The organism is Amycolatopsis samaneae, assembly GCF_039541975.1.
In the GTDB taxonomy this organism is placed as follows: domain Bacteria; phylum Actinomycetota; class Actinomycetes; order Mycobacteriales; family Pseudonocardiaceae; genus Amycolatopsis; species Amycolatopsis samaneae.
The window spans coordinates 116,768-132,016 of the sequence record NZ_BAABHG010000010.1; the positions used below are offsets into that span (position 1 = coordinate 116,768).

Here is a 15,249-nt window from a genome sequence, read left to right on the forward strand (position 1 = left end):
CCGCGCCGGCCCTGGCACAATGCGCCGCCGTGACGAGCCATCGGGTGCTGTCGACGCGGACCATCCTCCTCTGGGGCGCCGGCCTCCTCGTCCTCGCGACGACGGCGGCGATCACCCTGCTCTCGACCCTCGGCGGTGGCAGACCGGAGGACTCCGCGCGGCTCGACGCGCTGCGCACCGCGGCGAACGTCGTCGTCGGCACCGGCGGCGCGGCGGCGCTCCTGCTCGCCGCGCGGCGTCAGCGTTCCGCCGAACTCGACCTGGTGCAGAAGGACCACGACGCGACCCAGCGCCGGGTGACCGAGATGTACAGCAAGGCCGCCGAACAGCTCGGCAGCGACAAGGCGCCCGTCCGGCTCGCCGGCCTGTACGCGCTGGAACGGCTCGCGCAGGAACACGAGGAACAGCGGCAGACCATCGTCAACGTCCTCTGCGCCTACCTGCGGATGCCCTTCGAACACGTACTCGACGAACATGAGCGCTCCGAAGAGAACCGGCAGGAACTGCAGGTCCGCAAGGCTGCGCAGCGCATTCTCATGCTGCACCTGGGGCCGGCCGCCGAGGGCTCGTTCTGGCCGGGCACCGACTTGGATCTCTCCGATGCCTCGCTGGTCGACTTCACTCTGACGCGTTGCCGGATTCGCTCAGTGGTGTTCGACCGAGCGAAGTTTGCCGGCGTGACCGAATTCAGCGGAGCCGTCTTCCTCAGCAAGGCGAGTTTTGAGGGCGCGAACTTCACGGACTACGTCGACTTTTCGTCAGTGGGGTTCCCGACGCTCGTAGCTGGGCAATTTCCTCCCGCCACGGACTTCTCCGATGCGACCTTCAGCGGTGAAGTCGACTTCAGCAGCACTGACGCACACCTGTCCGGCGCTATGGCTCGTACGGACCGGCCTGTACCAGGAGTGTGGCCGCCCGGCTGGATCGAACGGCCGCTGGGCACTGGTGCTGTGTGGTCGGGTGTATTCCGCCACGACGGCTAGGTCATGCTGGGCACTGGAGCAGTCCGCCGCTCGCGTGACCGGCCCCGCCTTGGCTGGACAACGACCGAACCGCTCTGATTAGGCTGTGCGCGTGGATTACGTCGAGCACATCGCCGACCTCGTGGGCAACACCCCGCTGGTCAAGCTGAACGCACTGGCCGAAGGGCTACAGCCGCTCGTGCTGGCCAAGGTCGAGTACCTCAACCCCGGCGGGAGCGTCAAGGACCGCATCGCGCTGCGCATGATCGAGGCGGCCGAGCGGTCCGGCGAGCTGAAGCCCGGCGGCACGATCGTCGAGCCGACCTCGGGCAACACCGGCGTCGGGCTCGCCATGGTCGCCCAGCGCAAGGGCTACCAGTGCGTGTTCGTCTGCCCGGACAAGGTCAGCGAGGACAAGCGCAACGTGCTCAAGGCGTACGGCGCGCGGGTCGTGGTGTGCCCGACGGCGGTGCCGCCGGAGCATCCCGACTCCTACTACAACGTGTCCGACCGGCTGGTCCGCGAGATCGAAGGCGCCTGGAAGCCCAACCAGTACGCCAACCCGCAGAACCCGGAGAGTCACTACCACTCGACCGGTCCCGAGCTGTGGCGGCAGACCGAGGGGAAGATCACCCACTTCGTCGCGGGCGTCGGCACCGGCGGGACCATCTCCGGCACCGGCCGCTACCTCAAGGAGGTCAGCGACGGCCGTGTGCGGGTGGTCGGCGCCGACCCGGAGGGCTCGGTGTACTCGGGCGGCACCGGACGGCCCTACCTCGTGGAGGGGGTCGGCGAGGACTTCTGGCCGGAGACCTACGACCGGGACATCGCCGACGAGATCATCGCCGTCTCGGACGCGAACTCCTTCGAGACCACCCGGCGCCTCGCCCTGGAAGAGGGCCTGCTGGTCGGCGGCTCGTGCGGCATGGCGGTGGCCGCCGCGCTGAAGCTCGCCGAGCGGCTCGGGCCGGACGACGTCGTCGTGGTGCTGCTGCCCGACGGCGGCCGCGGCTATCTCACCAAGGTGTTCAACGACGCGTGGATGTCGTCCTACGGCTTCCTGCCGCCGGACTCCTCCGGCGCCACGGTCGGCGACGTGCTCACGCGCAAGAGCGGGTCGCTGCCGAGCCTGGTGCACAGTCACCCCAACGAGACCGTCGCCGAGGCGGTCGCGATCTTCTCCGAGTTCGGCGTCAGCCAGATGCCCGTGGTCAGCGCCGAACCGCCGGTGATGGCCGCCGAGGTCGTCGGCGCGGTCAACGAACGGGATCTGCTCGACGCGCTGTTCACCGGGAAGGCCCAGCTGGCCGACCGGCTGGAGACGCACATGTCGCCGCCGCTGCCCACGATCGGTGCCGGTGAGCAGGTCGGATCCGCCATGACGGCGCTGGAGGGCGCGGACGGCGCGCTCGTGCTCATCGACGGTAAACCCGCTGGTGTCGTCACCCGGCACGACCTGCTCAGTTTCCTCGCCGGACGGTAGAAAAGGTCTCATCGCGCGGGCACACCGAGGTGTTACCGGCGGTTGACCCGGGTATCCGATAGCGTGTGGCCTGGTTAGAACTTTTTCGTGTCCTCGTCAAGGGGGTTCAAGACCCAAATGAGTGCTCCGCAGCCACCGAACCAGCCGTGGGGTGGCGGCCAGCCACCGCAGGGCCCACCGAGTGGCCCCCAGCCACAGCAGGACAATCCGTTCGGCTCGCCGGAACCGACCCAGGTGGTCCAGCCGGCCCAGCCGCAACAGCCGCAGGGCGGCCAGTTCGGTGACACGCCGGAGCCGACCCAGGTCGTGCAGCCCGTGTCGCCGGGCGAGGGGGGCCAGCCCGCACAGCAGGGGGACGCGAACGCGACCCAGCTGGTGAACCCGGTCGGGGGCGGCGACGCGCCCGGCGCGGACTCCACCCAGCTGGTGCCCCCGGGCTCGCAGCCGCCGGCCATCCCGTACGCCCCGCCGCCGAGCGCGGCCGACAACCCCGCCGCGGTGGGCGGGTTCGGCCAGCAGCCCGGTTACGGGCAGCCGGGTGCCTACGGGCAGCAGCCCGCGTTCGGCCAGCCCGGCCAGCCGCAGCCGGGGCAGCCCGGTCAGCCGCAGGGCGGCTTCGGCGGTCCCCCGCCGGGCGGTGGCTTCGGCCAGCCCGCGCCGGCGTTCGGCGGCGCGCCCGCCGCCGGTGGCGCCGGTGGCAACCAGCTGTTCGGGTGGATCGCCGCCGGGGTCGCGGGGGTGCTCGGTCTCATCGGCACGATCCTCATGATCACGGTGTTCGTGGACCTGTCCGACGTGCCCAGCAGCAGTGACCTGATCAACCAGTGCACCTCCAGCGGCGTCTCCCGCAGTGTCTGCGAGCGCGCGATGGAGTCGCGGGGCAGCTCGGTCGGCGTCCCTGGCCGGGCGTACTTCTACATCGTCATGATCCTGCTCGGCAGCCTCGCGGCGGTCGGCGGTGGCGTGTTCCTGTTCCTGCGGAACAAGATCGCGACCTGGATCCTGGTCGCGGGCGGCGCGCTGTCGCTGCTCTTCTCGATCATCCTGCTCGCCGACCTCGGCAGCCTGACGCGGGCCGTGTTCACCCTGATCTTCGGTCTCCTGGTGGCCGCCGTCGGTGCCGCGGGCCTGGTGCCCGCGACAGCGCAGTTCGTCGGCCTCGGTGGCGGCGCGGGTGCCGCGCCGGCCCCGGGCGGGCCCGCGCCGTTCGGTACGCCGCAGGGCTTCGGGCAGCAGCCGGGCTACGGTCAGCCGGATCCGTCGAGTGGCGGGTTCGCGCAACCGGGTCAGCAGCCCGGTCCGTACGGTCAGCCGCCGCAGGGCTTCGGCCAGCCGGGTGGACAGGACCCGTCCAGTGGTGGGTTCGCGCAGCCGGGTCAGCAGCCCGGTCCCTACGGCCAGCCGCCGCAGCAGCCCGGGTACGGGCAGCCGGGTCAGCCGCCGCAGCAGCAGCCGGGTTACGGCCAGCCGCCGCAGGGCTACGGGCAGCAGCCCGGTCAGCAGGGCCCGCCGGGCGGAGGCTACGGCCAGCCGCCCCAGCAGTGGTGATCCACTAGCGCATCCGTGATGCCCCCGGCCGCCCGGCCGGGGGCATCACGTCTTCATACCGTCCGTCGTTTCCGGTCCGCGGCGGGTTTTCCCGGGCTAGGGTGAGCGCCGTCCTTTTGCACCGCCTGCCCGACGGGGGAGCCGTGACCGGTCCGTACGGATATCCAGCACCACAACCGGGCCCCGGCTATGGAGTCCCCGCACCACGCCCGACCGCGGCGACGGCGGTCATCGCCGGGCTGTTCGGCCTGCTCGCCGCGGTGGCGTCGGGCTACGTGCCGGTCTCCCTGTTCATCGCCCTCCCGTCCGGGCTGAGCCTCGGCGACCTGCCGCCGCTGGTGCTCGCCGGTCTCGCCGGGTATCTCCTCGCCGGGCTGCTGCTGCTCGTCGGCGCGCTGGCGACGTTCTTCCGTTCCACCGCGGGCGCGGTGCTGCTGATCATCGGCACGGTGCTGGCGATCGTGTCGATCCTGCTCGAGCCGCTCGCCACGTCGAGCTACGCGCACTACTTCACCGCGGTCTTCCGCCTGCGGAACTTCGCCGCCATCGACCGCGTCGCGCTCATGGCGCTCGTGCCGCTGACGTTGCTTTTCGCCGTCCTGCCGCCCACGTTCAAGTACCTGCGGCATCGCCCGCAGGCCGCGATGCCGCCCTACGGCGGGCCGCAGGGCCACTACGCGCCGCGCCAGTGGTGATCCGGAGCTTCCACTGGTGAATAACCCACCGCGAAACACTTCTGGCCGGTACGCTCCGCCGGAGGGCGGCCACCGGTCGTGGGTGGCCTGAGCACGAGGGGACCACCGTGTCGTATCCGCAGTACCCGGGACAGCCACCAGGCCAGGGACAGCCGGGGGTGCCGCCGCAGTACCCGCCCTCGGGCGGATATCCGGTGCCGGGACAGCCGCCCGCGTACGGCCAGCCCTACCCCGCCGCCTACCCGCCGATGCCCGGTTTCGTTCCCCCGCACCAGAAACCCAGTGGTGCCACGGCGATCACCGCCGGCGTGCTCGCGGTACTGGGCAGCCTGTACTTCCTGGTGAACGTCATCCTCCAGCTCATCGCCCTGTTCGCCTACCGCTCCCGTAGCGGGGCGTGGATCCTGTACGTCACGACGGGCATCTACCTCGTTCTCGCCGGCCTGTTGCTGATCGGCGGCATCCTGCTGCTCGCCAAGAAGCCCGCGGGCCGGATGCTCACCATCATCGGCAGCGGGCTCGCGCTCGCGCTGGTGGTCCTCGGGATTGTGCTGAGCCTGGTCGGCATGGACAGCCTCCGGCACCTCAACGGCAGTCTCATCGCCAGGGCGGGCGTCAGCTCGCTCGTGCTGATCGTCATCCCGGCCACCGCGACGCTGGTGCTGTCGCTGGTGCGCTCGACCGCGGCGTGGGCCGGGAAGGGCCGGCCCACTGCGGTGTACCCGCCGGGCGGCGCGTACCCGGGCGGCTACCCGCAGCAGTATCCGCACTGAGCCCCGATGTCCTACCCCTATCCGCCGCGCCCGACCGCGGCGCCGTACGGGCCGCCGCCCCGGCTTTCCACCGGCGTGACCGCGATCGTCACCGCCGTGCTGGGCCTCGCGCTCGGCGGCGCCGTCTTCTCGAAGCCGATCGTCGCGCTCATCACGCTGCCGAAGGGATCCTCCGTCGGGGACCTCAGCGGCGGCTCCCTCGCGGCGCTCGGCCTGTTCCTGCTGTTCGGGATCGTCCTGCTGGTGGGCGGCATCCTGGTCTTCACGCGCACCGCGGGCGGGCTGGTGACACTGGTCGTGGGCACCACGCTCACGATCGCGCTCGGCTGGCTCGAACCGCTCTTCTACGGCACGCCGTACGGCCGCTTCCTCAAGCTGACCTTCCAGTTCAGGATCCCGACCGCGTACGGCACGGTCGCCTGCGTGACCCTCGCGCCGCTGGTGCTCGTGCTCGCCGTGGTGGCACTGGTGCTGCGCTCGATCCGGCGTAGGCGTGCCGCGCGAGCCGCCTCGCCGGTGGCCTCGCCGCTGCGGGAGGAGCCCGGCGTACGGGTGTTGCGCACCGGCGCGGCCGGGGTGTGCGCGCTGCTCGCGGCCCTCGGGATCCTGCTGGCGGCGGTTTCCCCCTCGACCTGGCGGCACGCCGGGGTCTTCTGGCTGATCGTGGTGGTGGGTGCCTGGGCGATCGTGCTCGCCGGTGCCGCCTGCCTGTACTCGGGGAAGCGGGCGGCGGCGCTGCTCGTGCCGGGTGGCGCGGTGCTCGCGTTCGTCGGGGCGCTGGTGGAGGTCGGGTACGGGTGCCGTGCCTGGTGGCTGCTCGTGCTCGGACTGGTGGCCTGCGCCGCCGGTGCCGCGCTCCTGAGTCCATACATCGGGATGCAGATCGGCTTCGCGTCGCCGGTCAGGCTGGGTGGTCACACCCCGCCGCAGTCCCCTCACCAGCAGTATTCGCCACCATTGCCACCTCGCCGGTGGTGAAGTTACTCCCACTTACTGGGAATGTCGATCGAGTCTCGTAGCATGGAGTCATGGTCGATGACTACTCCACGCTGGGATTCGAGACGCGTGCCATCCATGCCGGGCAGCAGCCCGATCCGCGCACGGGTGCCGTCATCGTGCCGATCTACCAGACCTCGACGTACGCGCAGGACGGCGTCGGCGGCACCCGCGAGGGCGACTACGAGTACTCGCGCACCGCGAACCCGACCCGGACGGCGCTCGAACAGGCGCTCGCCGCGCTGGAGGGCGGGCGGCACGCGCTGGCCTTCGCCTCCGGGATGGCCGCGTCGGACGCGGTGCTGCGCACCGTGCTGCGCCCCGGTGACCACCTCGTGCTCGGGAACGACGCCTACGGCGGCACGTTCCGGCTGATCGACAAGGTGCTGAGCCTGTGGGGCATCGAGCACACCGTCGCCGATCTGTCCAAAGTGGACGATGTGCGGGCGGCGATCCGGCCGGAGACCAAGCTCGTCTGGTGCGAGTCGCCCACGAACCCGCTGCTCGGCATCGCTGACATCGCCGCGCTGGCCGGTGTCGCGCACGAGGCGGGCGCCCGGCTGGTCGTGGACAACACCTTCGCGACGCCGTACCTGCAGACGCCGCTCGCCCTCGGCGCGGACATCGTCGTGCACTCGACCACGAAGTACCTCGGCGGCCACTCCGACGTCGTCGGCGGCGCCGTGGTGACCAACGAGGACGAGGTCCGCGAGCAGCTGTTCTTCCTGCGCAACTCGGCGGGCGCGGTGCCCGGCCCGTTCGACGCCTGGCTCACCCTGCGCGGGATCAAGACCCTCGCGCTGCGGATGGAGCGGCACAGCGACAACGCCGAGAAGATCGTCCAGGCGCTGGTGAAGCACCCCAAGGTGGCGAAGGTCTACTACCCCGGCCTGCCGGAGCACCCCGGTCACGAGACAGCGGCCAAGCAGATGCGCCGCTTCGGCGGCATGGTGTCCTTCGAGCACGCGGACGGCGAGCAGGCCGCGCTGGAGGTCGCTTCCCGGACGAAGCTGTTCATCCTGGCCGAATCGCTCGGCGGGATCGAGTCGCTGATCGAGCACCCCGGCCGGATGACCCACGCGAGCACCGCGGGCTCCACGTTGCAGGTGCCCGCCGATCTGCTGCGCCTGTCGGTCGGTATCGAGGACGGCCGCGACCTGGTCGCCGATCTGCTCGCCGCGCTGGGCTGAGCGCGGCCTACGGGCGGTAGTTGCCGGGCTGGGCGTCCCCACCGGACGCCTGGCCCGCCGGAGTGTGCGGTGCGGCGGGCAGTTCTTCGCCGTTCACGCAGCCGCCGACCAGCTCGATGTGGTTGTCGTGGCGGATGTACTGTGCGGGCGCGGTGCATCCCGCGCTGTCGACCGTGAACACCGCCGCGCCGGTCAGCGCCGCCGCGGACAGCACACCGGCGACGAGGGGCAGCACGCTGGCGGAGCGGGTCGCGCGCACCGGTCGAGCGGTGTTCGCGTGGTCACCCGATGCCATGTTCGCTCCCTGATCAGCCGTCGCCGCCGCGTCCAGGGTACTCGTCCCGCCCTCGCCTCAGCCCGCATGTCCGGCAAGTGACATCGCCCGCTGTCACGGCACCCCCTCGCCAGCCTGGCGCCGGATCCGGGAGGCGCCGCGGTCGAGCGCCCCAATGTGGCATTGGGTGCGTTGGACGCAGCGAATGTGGCGTTCGGTGCGTTGGACGCACCGAACGCCACATTGGGCGCGTCGCGGTCAGAGGTTGCCGCGGCGCTCCTGCTCGCGCTCGATCGCCTCGAACAGCGCCTTGAAGTTCCCCTTGCCGAAGCCGAGCGAGCCGTGCCGCTCGATCAGCTCGTAGAACACCGTCGGCCGGTCACCGATCGGCTTGGTGAAGATCTGCAGCAGATAGCCGTCCTCGTCGCGGTCGACCAGGATCCGGTGCTCCTTGAGCGTCTCGATCGGCACGCGGACCTCGCCGATCCGCGCCCGCAGCTCCGGGTCGTCGTAGTAGGAGTCCGGGGTGTCCAGGAACTCGACGCCCGCCGCGCGCATCGCGGTCACGGTGGTCACGATGTCGTTGGTGGCCAGCGCGATGTGCTGGCAGCCCGCGCCGTCGTAGAACTCCAGGTACTCGTCGATCTGCGACTTCTTCTTCGCCACCGCCGGCTCGTTGAGCGGGAACTTGACCCGGTGGTTGCCGTTCGAGACGACCTTGCTCATCAGCGCCGAGTACTCGGTCGCGATGTCGTCGCCGACGAACTCCGCCATGTTCACGAAGCCCATCACGCGGTGGTACCAGTCGACCCAGTAGTCCATCTTGCCGAGCTCGACGTTGCCGACGCAGTGGTCGACGGCCTGGAACAGCCGCTTCGGCGCGCCCTCGGGCCGCTTCACCGAGCTTTCGCGCGGCTCGTAGCCGGGCAGGTAGACACCGTTGTAGCGCGAGCGGTCGACGAGGCTGTGCCGCGTCTCGCCGTAGGTCGCGATCGCGGCCCGGCGGATGGTGCCGTGCTCGTCGGAGACGTCGTGCGGCTCTTCGAGGATCGTCGCGCCCTGCGCGCGGGCGTGCTCGACGCACTTGTCGACGTCCTCGGTCTCCAGCGCCAGGTCGATGACGCCGTCGCCGTGCTTGCGGTGGTGATCCAGCAGCGGGGAGTCCGGCTTGACCCCGCCGGTGATCACGAACCGCGCCGAGCCGGACTTCAGCACGAAGGACTTGCGGTCGAAGTCGCCGGTCTCCGGGCCGGAGTAGGCGACCAGCCGCATCCCGAAGGCGACCTGGTAGAACCAGGCCGTCTGGGTGGCGTTGCCGGCGATGAACACCACCGCGTCCATGGACTTGACCGGGAACGGGTCGGTCGACGCGTCGTGGTCGACGAGACCGACGAGCTGGCGGAGCTGGTCGTAGGAAACGTCGTCGAGGGCACCGGGGGAATCGACTGTGGTCATGGTCGAAGCATCCGATCACACGGCAAGATGTGCAATGGTTGCTGTTTTGAGTGGACAATCTGCCTAGTTGCCTCGGGTGACCTGGTGACATCTTGGACAACCTGCGCAGGAGGAAAGTGCGATGCCGGAAAACCTCGACGCACTCGACGCGCGGCTGCTGCTCCTGCTCACCGACGCCCCCCGCCTCGGCGTGCTCGAATGCGCGCGGCGGCTCGGCGTCGCGCGCGGGACGGTGCAGGCGCGGCTCGACCGGCTGACCGAGCGCGGCATCCTCGGCGGGTTCCCGCCCGAGGTCGACCTCGCCGCGATGGGCTACGGACTCACCGCGTTCGCCGTGCTGGAGATCGCACAGGGCAAGCGCGGCGGGGTGGCCGAGGCGCTCGCCGCGATCGACGAGGTCTGTGAGGTGCACGCCACCACCGGACAGGGCGATCTGTTCGTCCGGATGGTGGCGCGCGGCAACGACGATCTGCAACGCGTCATCGACGAGGTGGTCAGCGTGCCCGACGTGCTGCGTACCTCGACGTCGATCGCCCTGTCGACGCCGGTCGCGCCACGGGTGCGTCCCTTGCTGGAACGCACCGCGCGGAGTCAGGATTCGAGCGCGTAGGCGAGATAACGCTTCGCCGAGCGCTGCACGACCTCGTGGCCGTCGGACCGGACGATCGCGTCCCACCACGCCCCGTAGATCGCCTCGAACGCGTAGGGCTCCAGCAGTTCCGCGGCGCGCCGGACGACGCTGGGCCGCTCCGGGATCAGGTTCGGGTAGCTGTACATGAAACCGACGTGGGTGCGGTCCGGCACGACCTGGACGATGTCGCCGGACAGCAGCGCGCCCCGGCCGTGCTCGCCCTCGGGCCAGTGCAGCACCGTGCCGCCCGCGAAGTGCACCCCGAGGTTGATCAGCGTCAGCCCCGGCGCGACCTCGAACGTCGTGCCCGACCACAGGTGGATCGCCGGGTCGGGCCGCCCGATCCACTGCCGGTCCTTCTCGTGCAGGTGGATCGGCGCGTCGAAGGCGCGGGACCACTCGACCATGGTCGTGTAGTAGTGCGGGTGGCTGATCGCGATGCCGGTGAGGCCGCCGAGCGCCTCGACCTGCCAGATCAGCTCGTCGTCGAGATATCCGGCACAGTCCCACAGGAAGTTGCCGGAGGCGGCCCGCACCAGCAGCGCGCGTTCGCCGATCGCGAAGTTCGGGGTCGAGCCGACACCGACGAGCCCGGGTCCCTGCTCCTCGATCCGCGGCACGTACTGCCCGCTCGCGCGCAGGGTCTCCAGATCGGTCCAGCGCTGGCCCGTCGCGGGGACGTACTGCCGTTCGTCCTGGCAGATCGGGCACTCGTCACGGGGCCGCGCGTACTGCGTCCCGCAGGTGGCGCACATCGGTTCGGTACTCACAGTGATGTCCTCCCAGAAAGCTTTCCGGGAGGACAGTAACCGCATTCATGCGCGTCCGGCCATGACCGAACCGGACGCGCATGAAGGCTCAGCTCTCGCTGTAGGGCACGGCCTTCACCAGGGTGACCTTCATGGTCTTGCCGTTGGGCAGCTCGTACTCGCGCTCCTCGCCCTCCTTGGCGCCGAGCAGTGCCTTGCCCAGCGGCGACTCGGGGGAGTACACGTCGAGATCGCCTTCGGCGCCCTCTTCGCGGGTCGCGAGCAGGAACTTCTCCAGCTCGTCGTCGCCGTCGTAACGCACGGTCAGCACCTTGCCGGGACCGGCGGTGCCGTCGTTGGCGGGCGCCTCGCCCACCTTCGCCGAACGCAGCAGCTCCTGCAGGTGGCGGATGCGGGCCTCGGCCTGCCCCTGCTCCTCGCGCGCCGCGTGGTACCCGCCGTTCTCCTTGAGGTCGCCCTCTTCACGGCTGTCGTTGATACGCGCTGCGATGACCGGACGATTCTCGATCATTTCGTCGAGCTCGTGCTTGAGCCTGTCGTAGGCATCCTGGGTCAGCCAGGTCACCTTCGTGTCACTCACGGTCACCATCTCCTCGTTGGGCCTGCCAGGCTTGGGTGTACAAGCCGGCCACCACGCGGAATTCCACTTGCCGCGTGGCTGAGATAAAGGAAAAACACGGCCCGTCCGGGGCCGTGCTGGTGGTTCAGCGTATCACGGCATGACGAGCCGACGCCGGGTTTTCCACGCAGCGCGGGCGTTGAACGCGCGGTTCACTCCGTTGGCCGCTAGGGGCTTGACAGATAGCGTGGTATGTCGTACGAGCAGCCGTAGACGTCCGCGGTGACCGGCGCCCCGATGCTCTTCACCTCGGTGGTGATCCTGCTGTGCTTGGCCCCGGCCTCGACCAGGACTTCCTTACGGCCGCTCTCGGCACCGGACCTGTCGCGGACCCGCACGATGCAGACCCCCGCGCGGTTGTCGTCGTCACGGGTCACGTTGACGGTGATCTCCGCGCTCTCCGGCTTCAGGACGAACCCGATCCGCTCGGCGTCGATCGGCGCGGCGCCGAGGTTGGTGTACGCCACATACGCGACTCCGGCGCCGACGACCAGCGCGATCGCGAGGTACAGCCAGCGGCGCCACGGCCTGGTCTCGCCGCTGCGGGACTTGCCGTAGCGGTCGGGGGGAGGTGTCACGGCGCTCGCGGTGCCGTCCGTTACCTCGCCAGTGCGCAAAACCCGGGCCTCCGGTCGATCCTGTCGTACCCGCGGGGACAATGGAGAGGCGGCCGCGGGCGCGTCCTGCGGTCGAGTATCCGCGCACCGTTCCCGGCGCGCGGAACCGGGGGCAGGAATAAGCGATGATGGAGGGTCGTTCGGAGCATGGTGCGAGCTGACGAACTGACAGACAACGGTCGTAAGCCACGCCTGCGCCTGATGGCGGTGCACGCCCACCCGGACGACGAGTCCAGCAAGGGTGCGGCGACGCTGGCGAGATACTCCGCCGAGGGGCACGACGTCATGGTCGTGACCTGCACCGGGGGCGAGGCGGGCAGCATTCTCAACTCGGCGATGGACCGGCCGGAGGTGCTGGCCAACATGGCCGAGGTCCGGCGCGACGAGATGGCCCGCGCGGCCAAGATCCTCGGGGTGAGCCACCGCTGGCTCGGCTTCGTCGACTCCGGCCTGCCCGAGGGCGACCCGCTCCCGCCGGTGCCCGAGGGGTCCTTCGCGGTGATCCCGCTGGAGGAGTCGACCAGGGCGCTGGTGGAGGTCGTGCGCGAATTCCGCCCGCACGTCGTGATCACCTACGACGAGAACGGCGGCTACCCGCACCCCGACCACATCCGCACGCACGAGATCTCGATGGCGGCCTTCGACGCGGCGGGCGACGCGGCGCGCTTCCCCGACGCGGGCGAGCCGTGGCAGCCGCTCAAGCTCTACTACGTGCACGGGTTCTCCCGCGCCCGGATGCTGGCCTTCCACGCCGCGCTGGAGGAGGCGGGGCTGGAGTCGCCCTACACCGAGTGGCTCAAGTCGTGGGACCCGGACAAGGCGGACGTCATGGAACGCGTCACCACCCGGGTCGAATGCGCCGAGTACTTCGAGCAGCGTGACGAAGCGCTCAAGGCCCACGCGACGCAGATCGACCCGACCAGCCGCTGGTTCGCCGTCCCGCTGGAGCTGCAGCGGGAGATCTGGCCGACCGAGGAGTACGAGCTGGTCAAGTCGCTGGTGGACAGCACACTGCCGGAGGACGATCTGTTCGCGGGGGTCACGGAGTAGAGTGGGCCTATGAGTTTTTTGCTGCCGGCGGTGGCCGTCGCCCCGACGACGGCACTGGTGCTGGCACAGCAGCCCGCCGACGGTGACAAGGGCGGTCAGGGCGAGGACTTCGGCAAGTCGTCCCCGCTCGGCCTGCTGGTGCTGATCCTGTTCCTGATCGCGGTGGCCCTGCTGGTGCGGTCGATGACCAAGCACCTCAAGCGCCTCCCGAAGAGCTTCGACGAGCCCGCCGAGGGCGAGGCCGAATCCGGGACGCCCGAGGCGAAGGACGAAGCGCCCGCCGCGGAGGCGGAAGCCGCTCCCGTCGAGGAGCAGCGCAAGGTCCCCGACAAGGCCGCGAAGGCCGACTGACCCAGGTGAACGGGGCCGACGAGGCTCCCTCCAAAGCTGTCGCACGCTGCCAACGGCCCGTTCGGGACATTCAGCGTCGCGAGCGGGCCGTTTGCGACGATTAGCGGTGCTGTCGCTGAGTTTCGGCGGCCGGATGTGCTGAAGGACGCCTTCGGTGCGCTCAATGCACTGAAGGCGTCCTTCAGCGCGTCCAACGCACTAAAAGCGTCCTTCAGCACCCGGCCCGCCCCGAACAGGCCAACAGCATCGGTCACCATTCCCCTCGCGTCGTTCGGGACGTCCCGCACAGTGCGGGAGCACGAGTCGATCGATCCCGGGGACGCCTTCGGTGCACTCACCGCACCGAGGGACGCCCCTGTCGCACCCAACGCACCAAGGGCGTCCCTCGGCACACCGGCCGCCCGCGCAAGTACTGCCCACCGCGTCGCACAGGCTGGAAAAGCGCTGTGAAGGGGTCCTTCACGGCATTCGACCAGGAGATTACATGCGTGCAGGGATGTATGTAAATCTTGGTGCGCTGACCTGCTGAAACAGCCTCTTCAAGGTCAGGTTCACCGCTGAGAGGGTTGATAAATACAGTCAGGCTTGTATCTTCTGGGTGTCGGTCACGTCCAGGTCGAGGGAGTGCTGCGGTGGCGAACAGGGTCTACGTCGTCGGCGTCGGGATGACGAAGTTCGAGAAACCGGGCCGCCGCGAGGGCTGGGACTACCCGCAGATGGCCAGGGAGTCGGGCACGAAGGCCCTCGAAGACGCGGGTATCGGCTACGAGCGGGTCCAGCAGGCCTACGTCGGATACGTCTACGGCGAGTCGACGTCGGGGCAGCGCGCGGTCTACGAGCTGGGCATGACCGGGATCCCGGTGCTCAACGTGAACAACAACTGCTCCACCGGCTCGACCGCGCTCTTCCTCGCCGCCGAGTCGATCCGGGGCGGCCGCGCGGACTGCGTGCTCGCGCTCGGCTTCGAGAAGATGCAGCCCGGTTCGCTCGGGTCGACCTACGACGACCGCGAGCAGCCGATGGGCAGGCACCTCCAGGCCCTCGCCGAGATCTCCGAGGTGCTGTTCCCGCCCGCGCCGTGGATGTTCGGCGCGGCGGGCCGCGAGCACATGAAGACCCACGGCACGACCGCCGAGCACTTCGCCAAGATCGGCGAGAAGAACCACCGGCACTCGGCGAACAACCCCTACGCGCAGTTCCAGGATGTCTATACGCTGCAAGATATTCTCGACTCGCGGATGATCTACGACCCGCTCACCAAGCTCCAGTGCTCGCCGACCTCGGACGGTTCGGGCGCCGCGATCCTCGCCAGTGAGTCCTTTGTGGAGGAACACGGGCTGGCGGGCCGGGCGGTGGAGATCGTCGGGCAGGCGATGACCACCGACTTCCGGTCCACTTTCGACGGTACGGCGAAGAACATCATCGGCTACGACATGAACGTCCGGGCCGCCCGCCAGGTGTACGAGCAGGCCGGGCTCGGCGCGGCGGACTTCCAGGTCATCGAGCTGCACGACTGCTTCTCCGCCAACGAACTCCTGCTCTACGAAGCCCTCGGGCTGTGTGCCGAGGGCGAGGCGGGCGGGCTCGTCGACGCCGGGGCCACCACCTACGGCGGCAAGTGGGTGGTCAACCCGTCCGGCGGCCTGATCTCCAAGGGACATCCGCTCGGCGCGACCGGGCTCGCCCAGTGCGCCGAGCTGACCTGGCAGCTGCGCGGCGACGCGGAGCGGCGTCAGGTCGAGCACGTCACCGCCGCCCTCCAGCACAACATCGGGCTCGGCGGCGCCGCCGTCGTCACCGCCTACCAGCGCGCCGAGCGCTGAAACTCAAGGGAG

Annotated in this window: 16 protein-coding genes; 11 read left to right on the forward strand and 5 right to left on the reverse strand. The window is 69.9% G+C overall.

Annotated elements, in window-relative coordinates; all coding sequences use genetic code 11:
- The first annotated feature begins 29 nt into the window (after positions 1–29).
- The 7 genes from ABD987_RS26365 to ABD987_RS26395 all read left to right on the forward strand — a co-directional run bounded on the left by ABD987_RS26365 (position 30) and on the right by ABD987_RS26395 (position 7,647).
- A complete protein-coding gene (locus tag ABD987_RS26365; RefSeq protein WP_345399161.1) occupies positions 30–983 on the forward strand; it encodes a pentapeptide repeat-containing protein in 954 nt (317 codons plus the stop codon).
- Positions 984–1,074: 91 nt separating this feature from the next.
- Complete coding sequence (locus ABD987_RS26370) at positions 1,075–2,445, forward strand: cystathionine beta-synthase (protein WP_345399164.1); 1,371 nt, start codon at positions 1,075–1,077, stop codon at positions 2,443–2,445.
- A 117-nt stretch (positions 2,446–2,562) separates the two neighbouring features.
- Positions 2,563–3,993: a hypothetical protein gene (locus ABD987_RS26375; protein ID WP_345399167.1), complete on the forward strand. Its 1,431-nt coding sequence runs from the start codon at positions 2,563–2,565 to the stop codon at positions 3,991–3,993.
- A 143-nt stretch (positions 3,994–4,136) separates the two neighbouring features.
- A complete protein-coding gene (locus ABD987_RS26380; protein ID WP_345399170.1) occupies positions 4,137–4,688 on the forward strand; it encodes a hypothetical protein in 552 nt (183 codons plus the stop codon).
- Between the two features lie 107 nt (positions 4,689–4,795).
- Positions 4,796–5,461, forward strand: coding sequence for a hypothetical protein (locus tag ABD987_RS26385; protein WP_345399173.1), 666 nt, complete (start codon positions 4,796–4,798; stop codon positions 5,459–5,461).
- A gap of 6 nt (positions 5,462–5,467) precedes the next feature.
- Positions 5,468–6,439 carry a hypothetical protein gene (locus tag ABD987_RS26390; RefSeq protein ID WP_345399176.1) on the forward strand — a complete coding sequence of 324 codons (972 nt, stop codon included), beginning with the start codon at positions 5,468–5,470 and terminating at the stop codon, positions 6,437–6,439.
- 50 nt (positions 6,440–6,489) lie between these two features.
- Positions 6,490–7,647, forward strand: a complete 1,158-nt coding sequence (locus ABD987_RS26395; RefSeq protein ID WP_345399179.1) for a cystathionine gamma-synthase — start codon at positions 6,490–6,492, stop codon at positions 7,645–7,647.
- Positions 7,648–7,654: 7 nt separating this feature from the next.
- On the opposite strand, the gene ABD987_RS26400 is transcribed toward ABD987_RS26395, so the two are convergent.
- A complete protein-coding gene (locus tag ABD987_RS26400; RefSeq protein WP_345399183.1) occupies positions 7,655–7,942 on the reverse strand; it encodes a hypothetical protein in 288 nt (95 codons plus the stop codon).
- Positions 7,943–8,179: 237 nt separating this feature from the next.
- Positions 8,180–9,376 (reverse strand): 4-hydroxyphenylpyruvate dioxygenase, encoded by a 1,197-nt coding sequence (hppD, locus tag ABD987_RS26405; protein WP_345399186.1) that lies wholly within the window; start codon positions 9,374–9,376, stop codon positions 8,180–8,182.
- A 121-nt stretch (positions 9,377–9,497) separates the two neighbouring features.
- Between hppD and ABD987_RS26410 the strand changes: the two genes are divergently transcribed.
- Entirely contained in the window at positions 9,498–9,986 is a 489-nt protein-coding gene (locus ABD987_RS26410) for an Lrp/AsnC family transcriptional regulator (RefSeq protein ID WP_345399189.1), read from the forward strand.
- Here the strand turns inward: ABD987_RS26410 and ABD987_RS26415 are convergent.
- The 3 genes from ABD987_RS26415 to ABD987_RS26425 all read right to left on the reverse strand — a co-directional run bounded on the left by ABD987_RS26415 (position 9,968) and on the right by ABD987_RS26425 (position 12,013).
- Positions 9,968–10,777, reverse strand: coding sequence for an MBL fold metallo-hydrolase (locus ABD987_RS26415; RefSeq protein WP_345399192.1), 810 nt, complete (start codon positions 10,775–10,777; stop codon positions 9,968–9,970). The genes ABD987_RS26410 and ABD987_RS26415 overlap by 19 nt on opposite strands.
- Positions 10,778–10,865: 88 nt before the next feature.
- A complete protein-coding gene (gene greA / locus ABD987_RS26420) occupies positions 10,866–11,366 on the reverse strand; it encodes a transcription elongation factor GreA (RefSeq protein WP_345399195.1) in 501 nt (166 codons plus the stop codon).
- A 197-nt stretch (positions 11,367–11,563) separates the two neighbouring features.
- Positions 11,564–12,013, reverse strand: a complete 450-nt coding sequence (locus tag ABD987_RS26425) for a DUF4307 domain-containing protein (RefSeq protein WP_378214407.1) — start codon at positions 12,011–12,013, stop codon at positions 11,564–11,566.
- Positions 12,014–12,160: 147 nt separating this feature from the next.
- Between ABD987_RS26425 and mca the strand changes: the two genes are divergently transcribed.
- The 3 genes from mca to ABD987_RS26440 all read left to right on the forward strand — a co-directional run bounded on the left by mca (position 12,161) and on the right by ABD987_RS26440 (position 15,237).
- Complete coding sequence (gene mca, locus ABD987_RS26430) at positions 12,161–13,063, forward strand: mycothiol conjugate amidase Mca (RefSeq protein ID WP_345399201.1); 903 nt, start codon at positions 12,161–12,163, stop codon at positions 13,061–13,063.
- A 9-nt stretch (positions 13,064–13,072) separates the two neighbouring features.
- Positions 13,073–13,414: a hypothetical protein gene (locus tag ABD987_RS26435; protein WP_345399204.1), complete on the forward strand. Its 342-nt coding sequence runs from the start codon at positions 13,073–13,075 to the stop codon at positions 13,412–13,414.
- A 632-nt stretch (positions 13,415–14,046) separates the two neighbouring features.
- Positions 14,047–15,237, forward strand: coding sequence for a lipid-transfer protein (locus ABD987_RS26440; protein WP_345399207.1), 1,191 nt, complete (start codon positions 14,047–14,049; stop codon positions 15,235–15,237).
- Positions 15,238–15,249 lie beyond the last annotated feature (12 nt).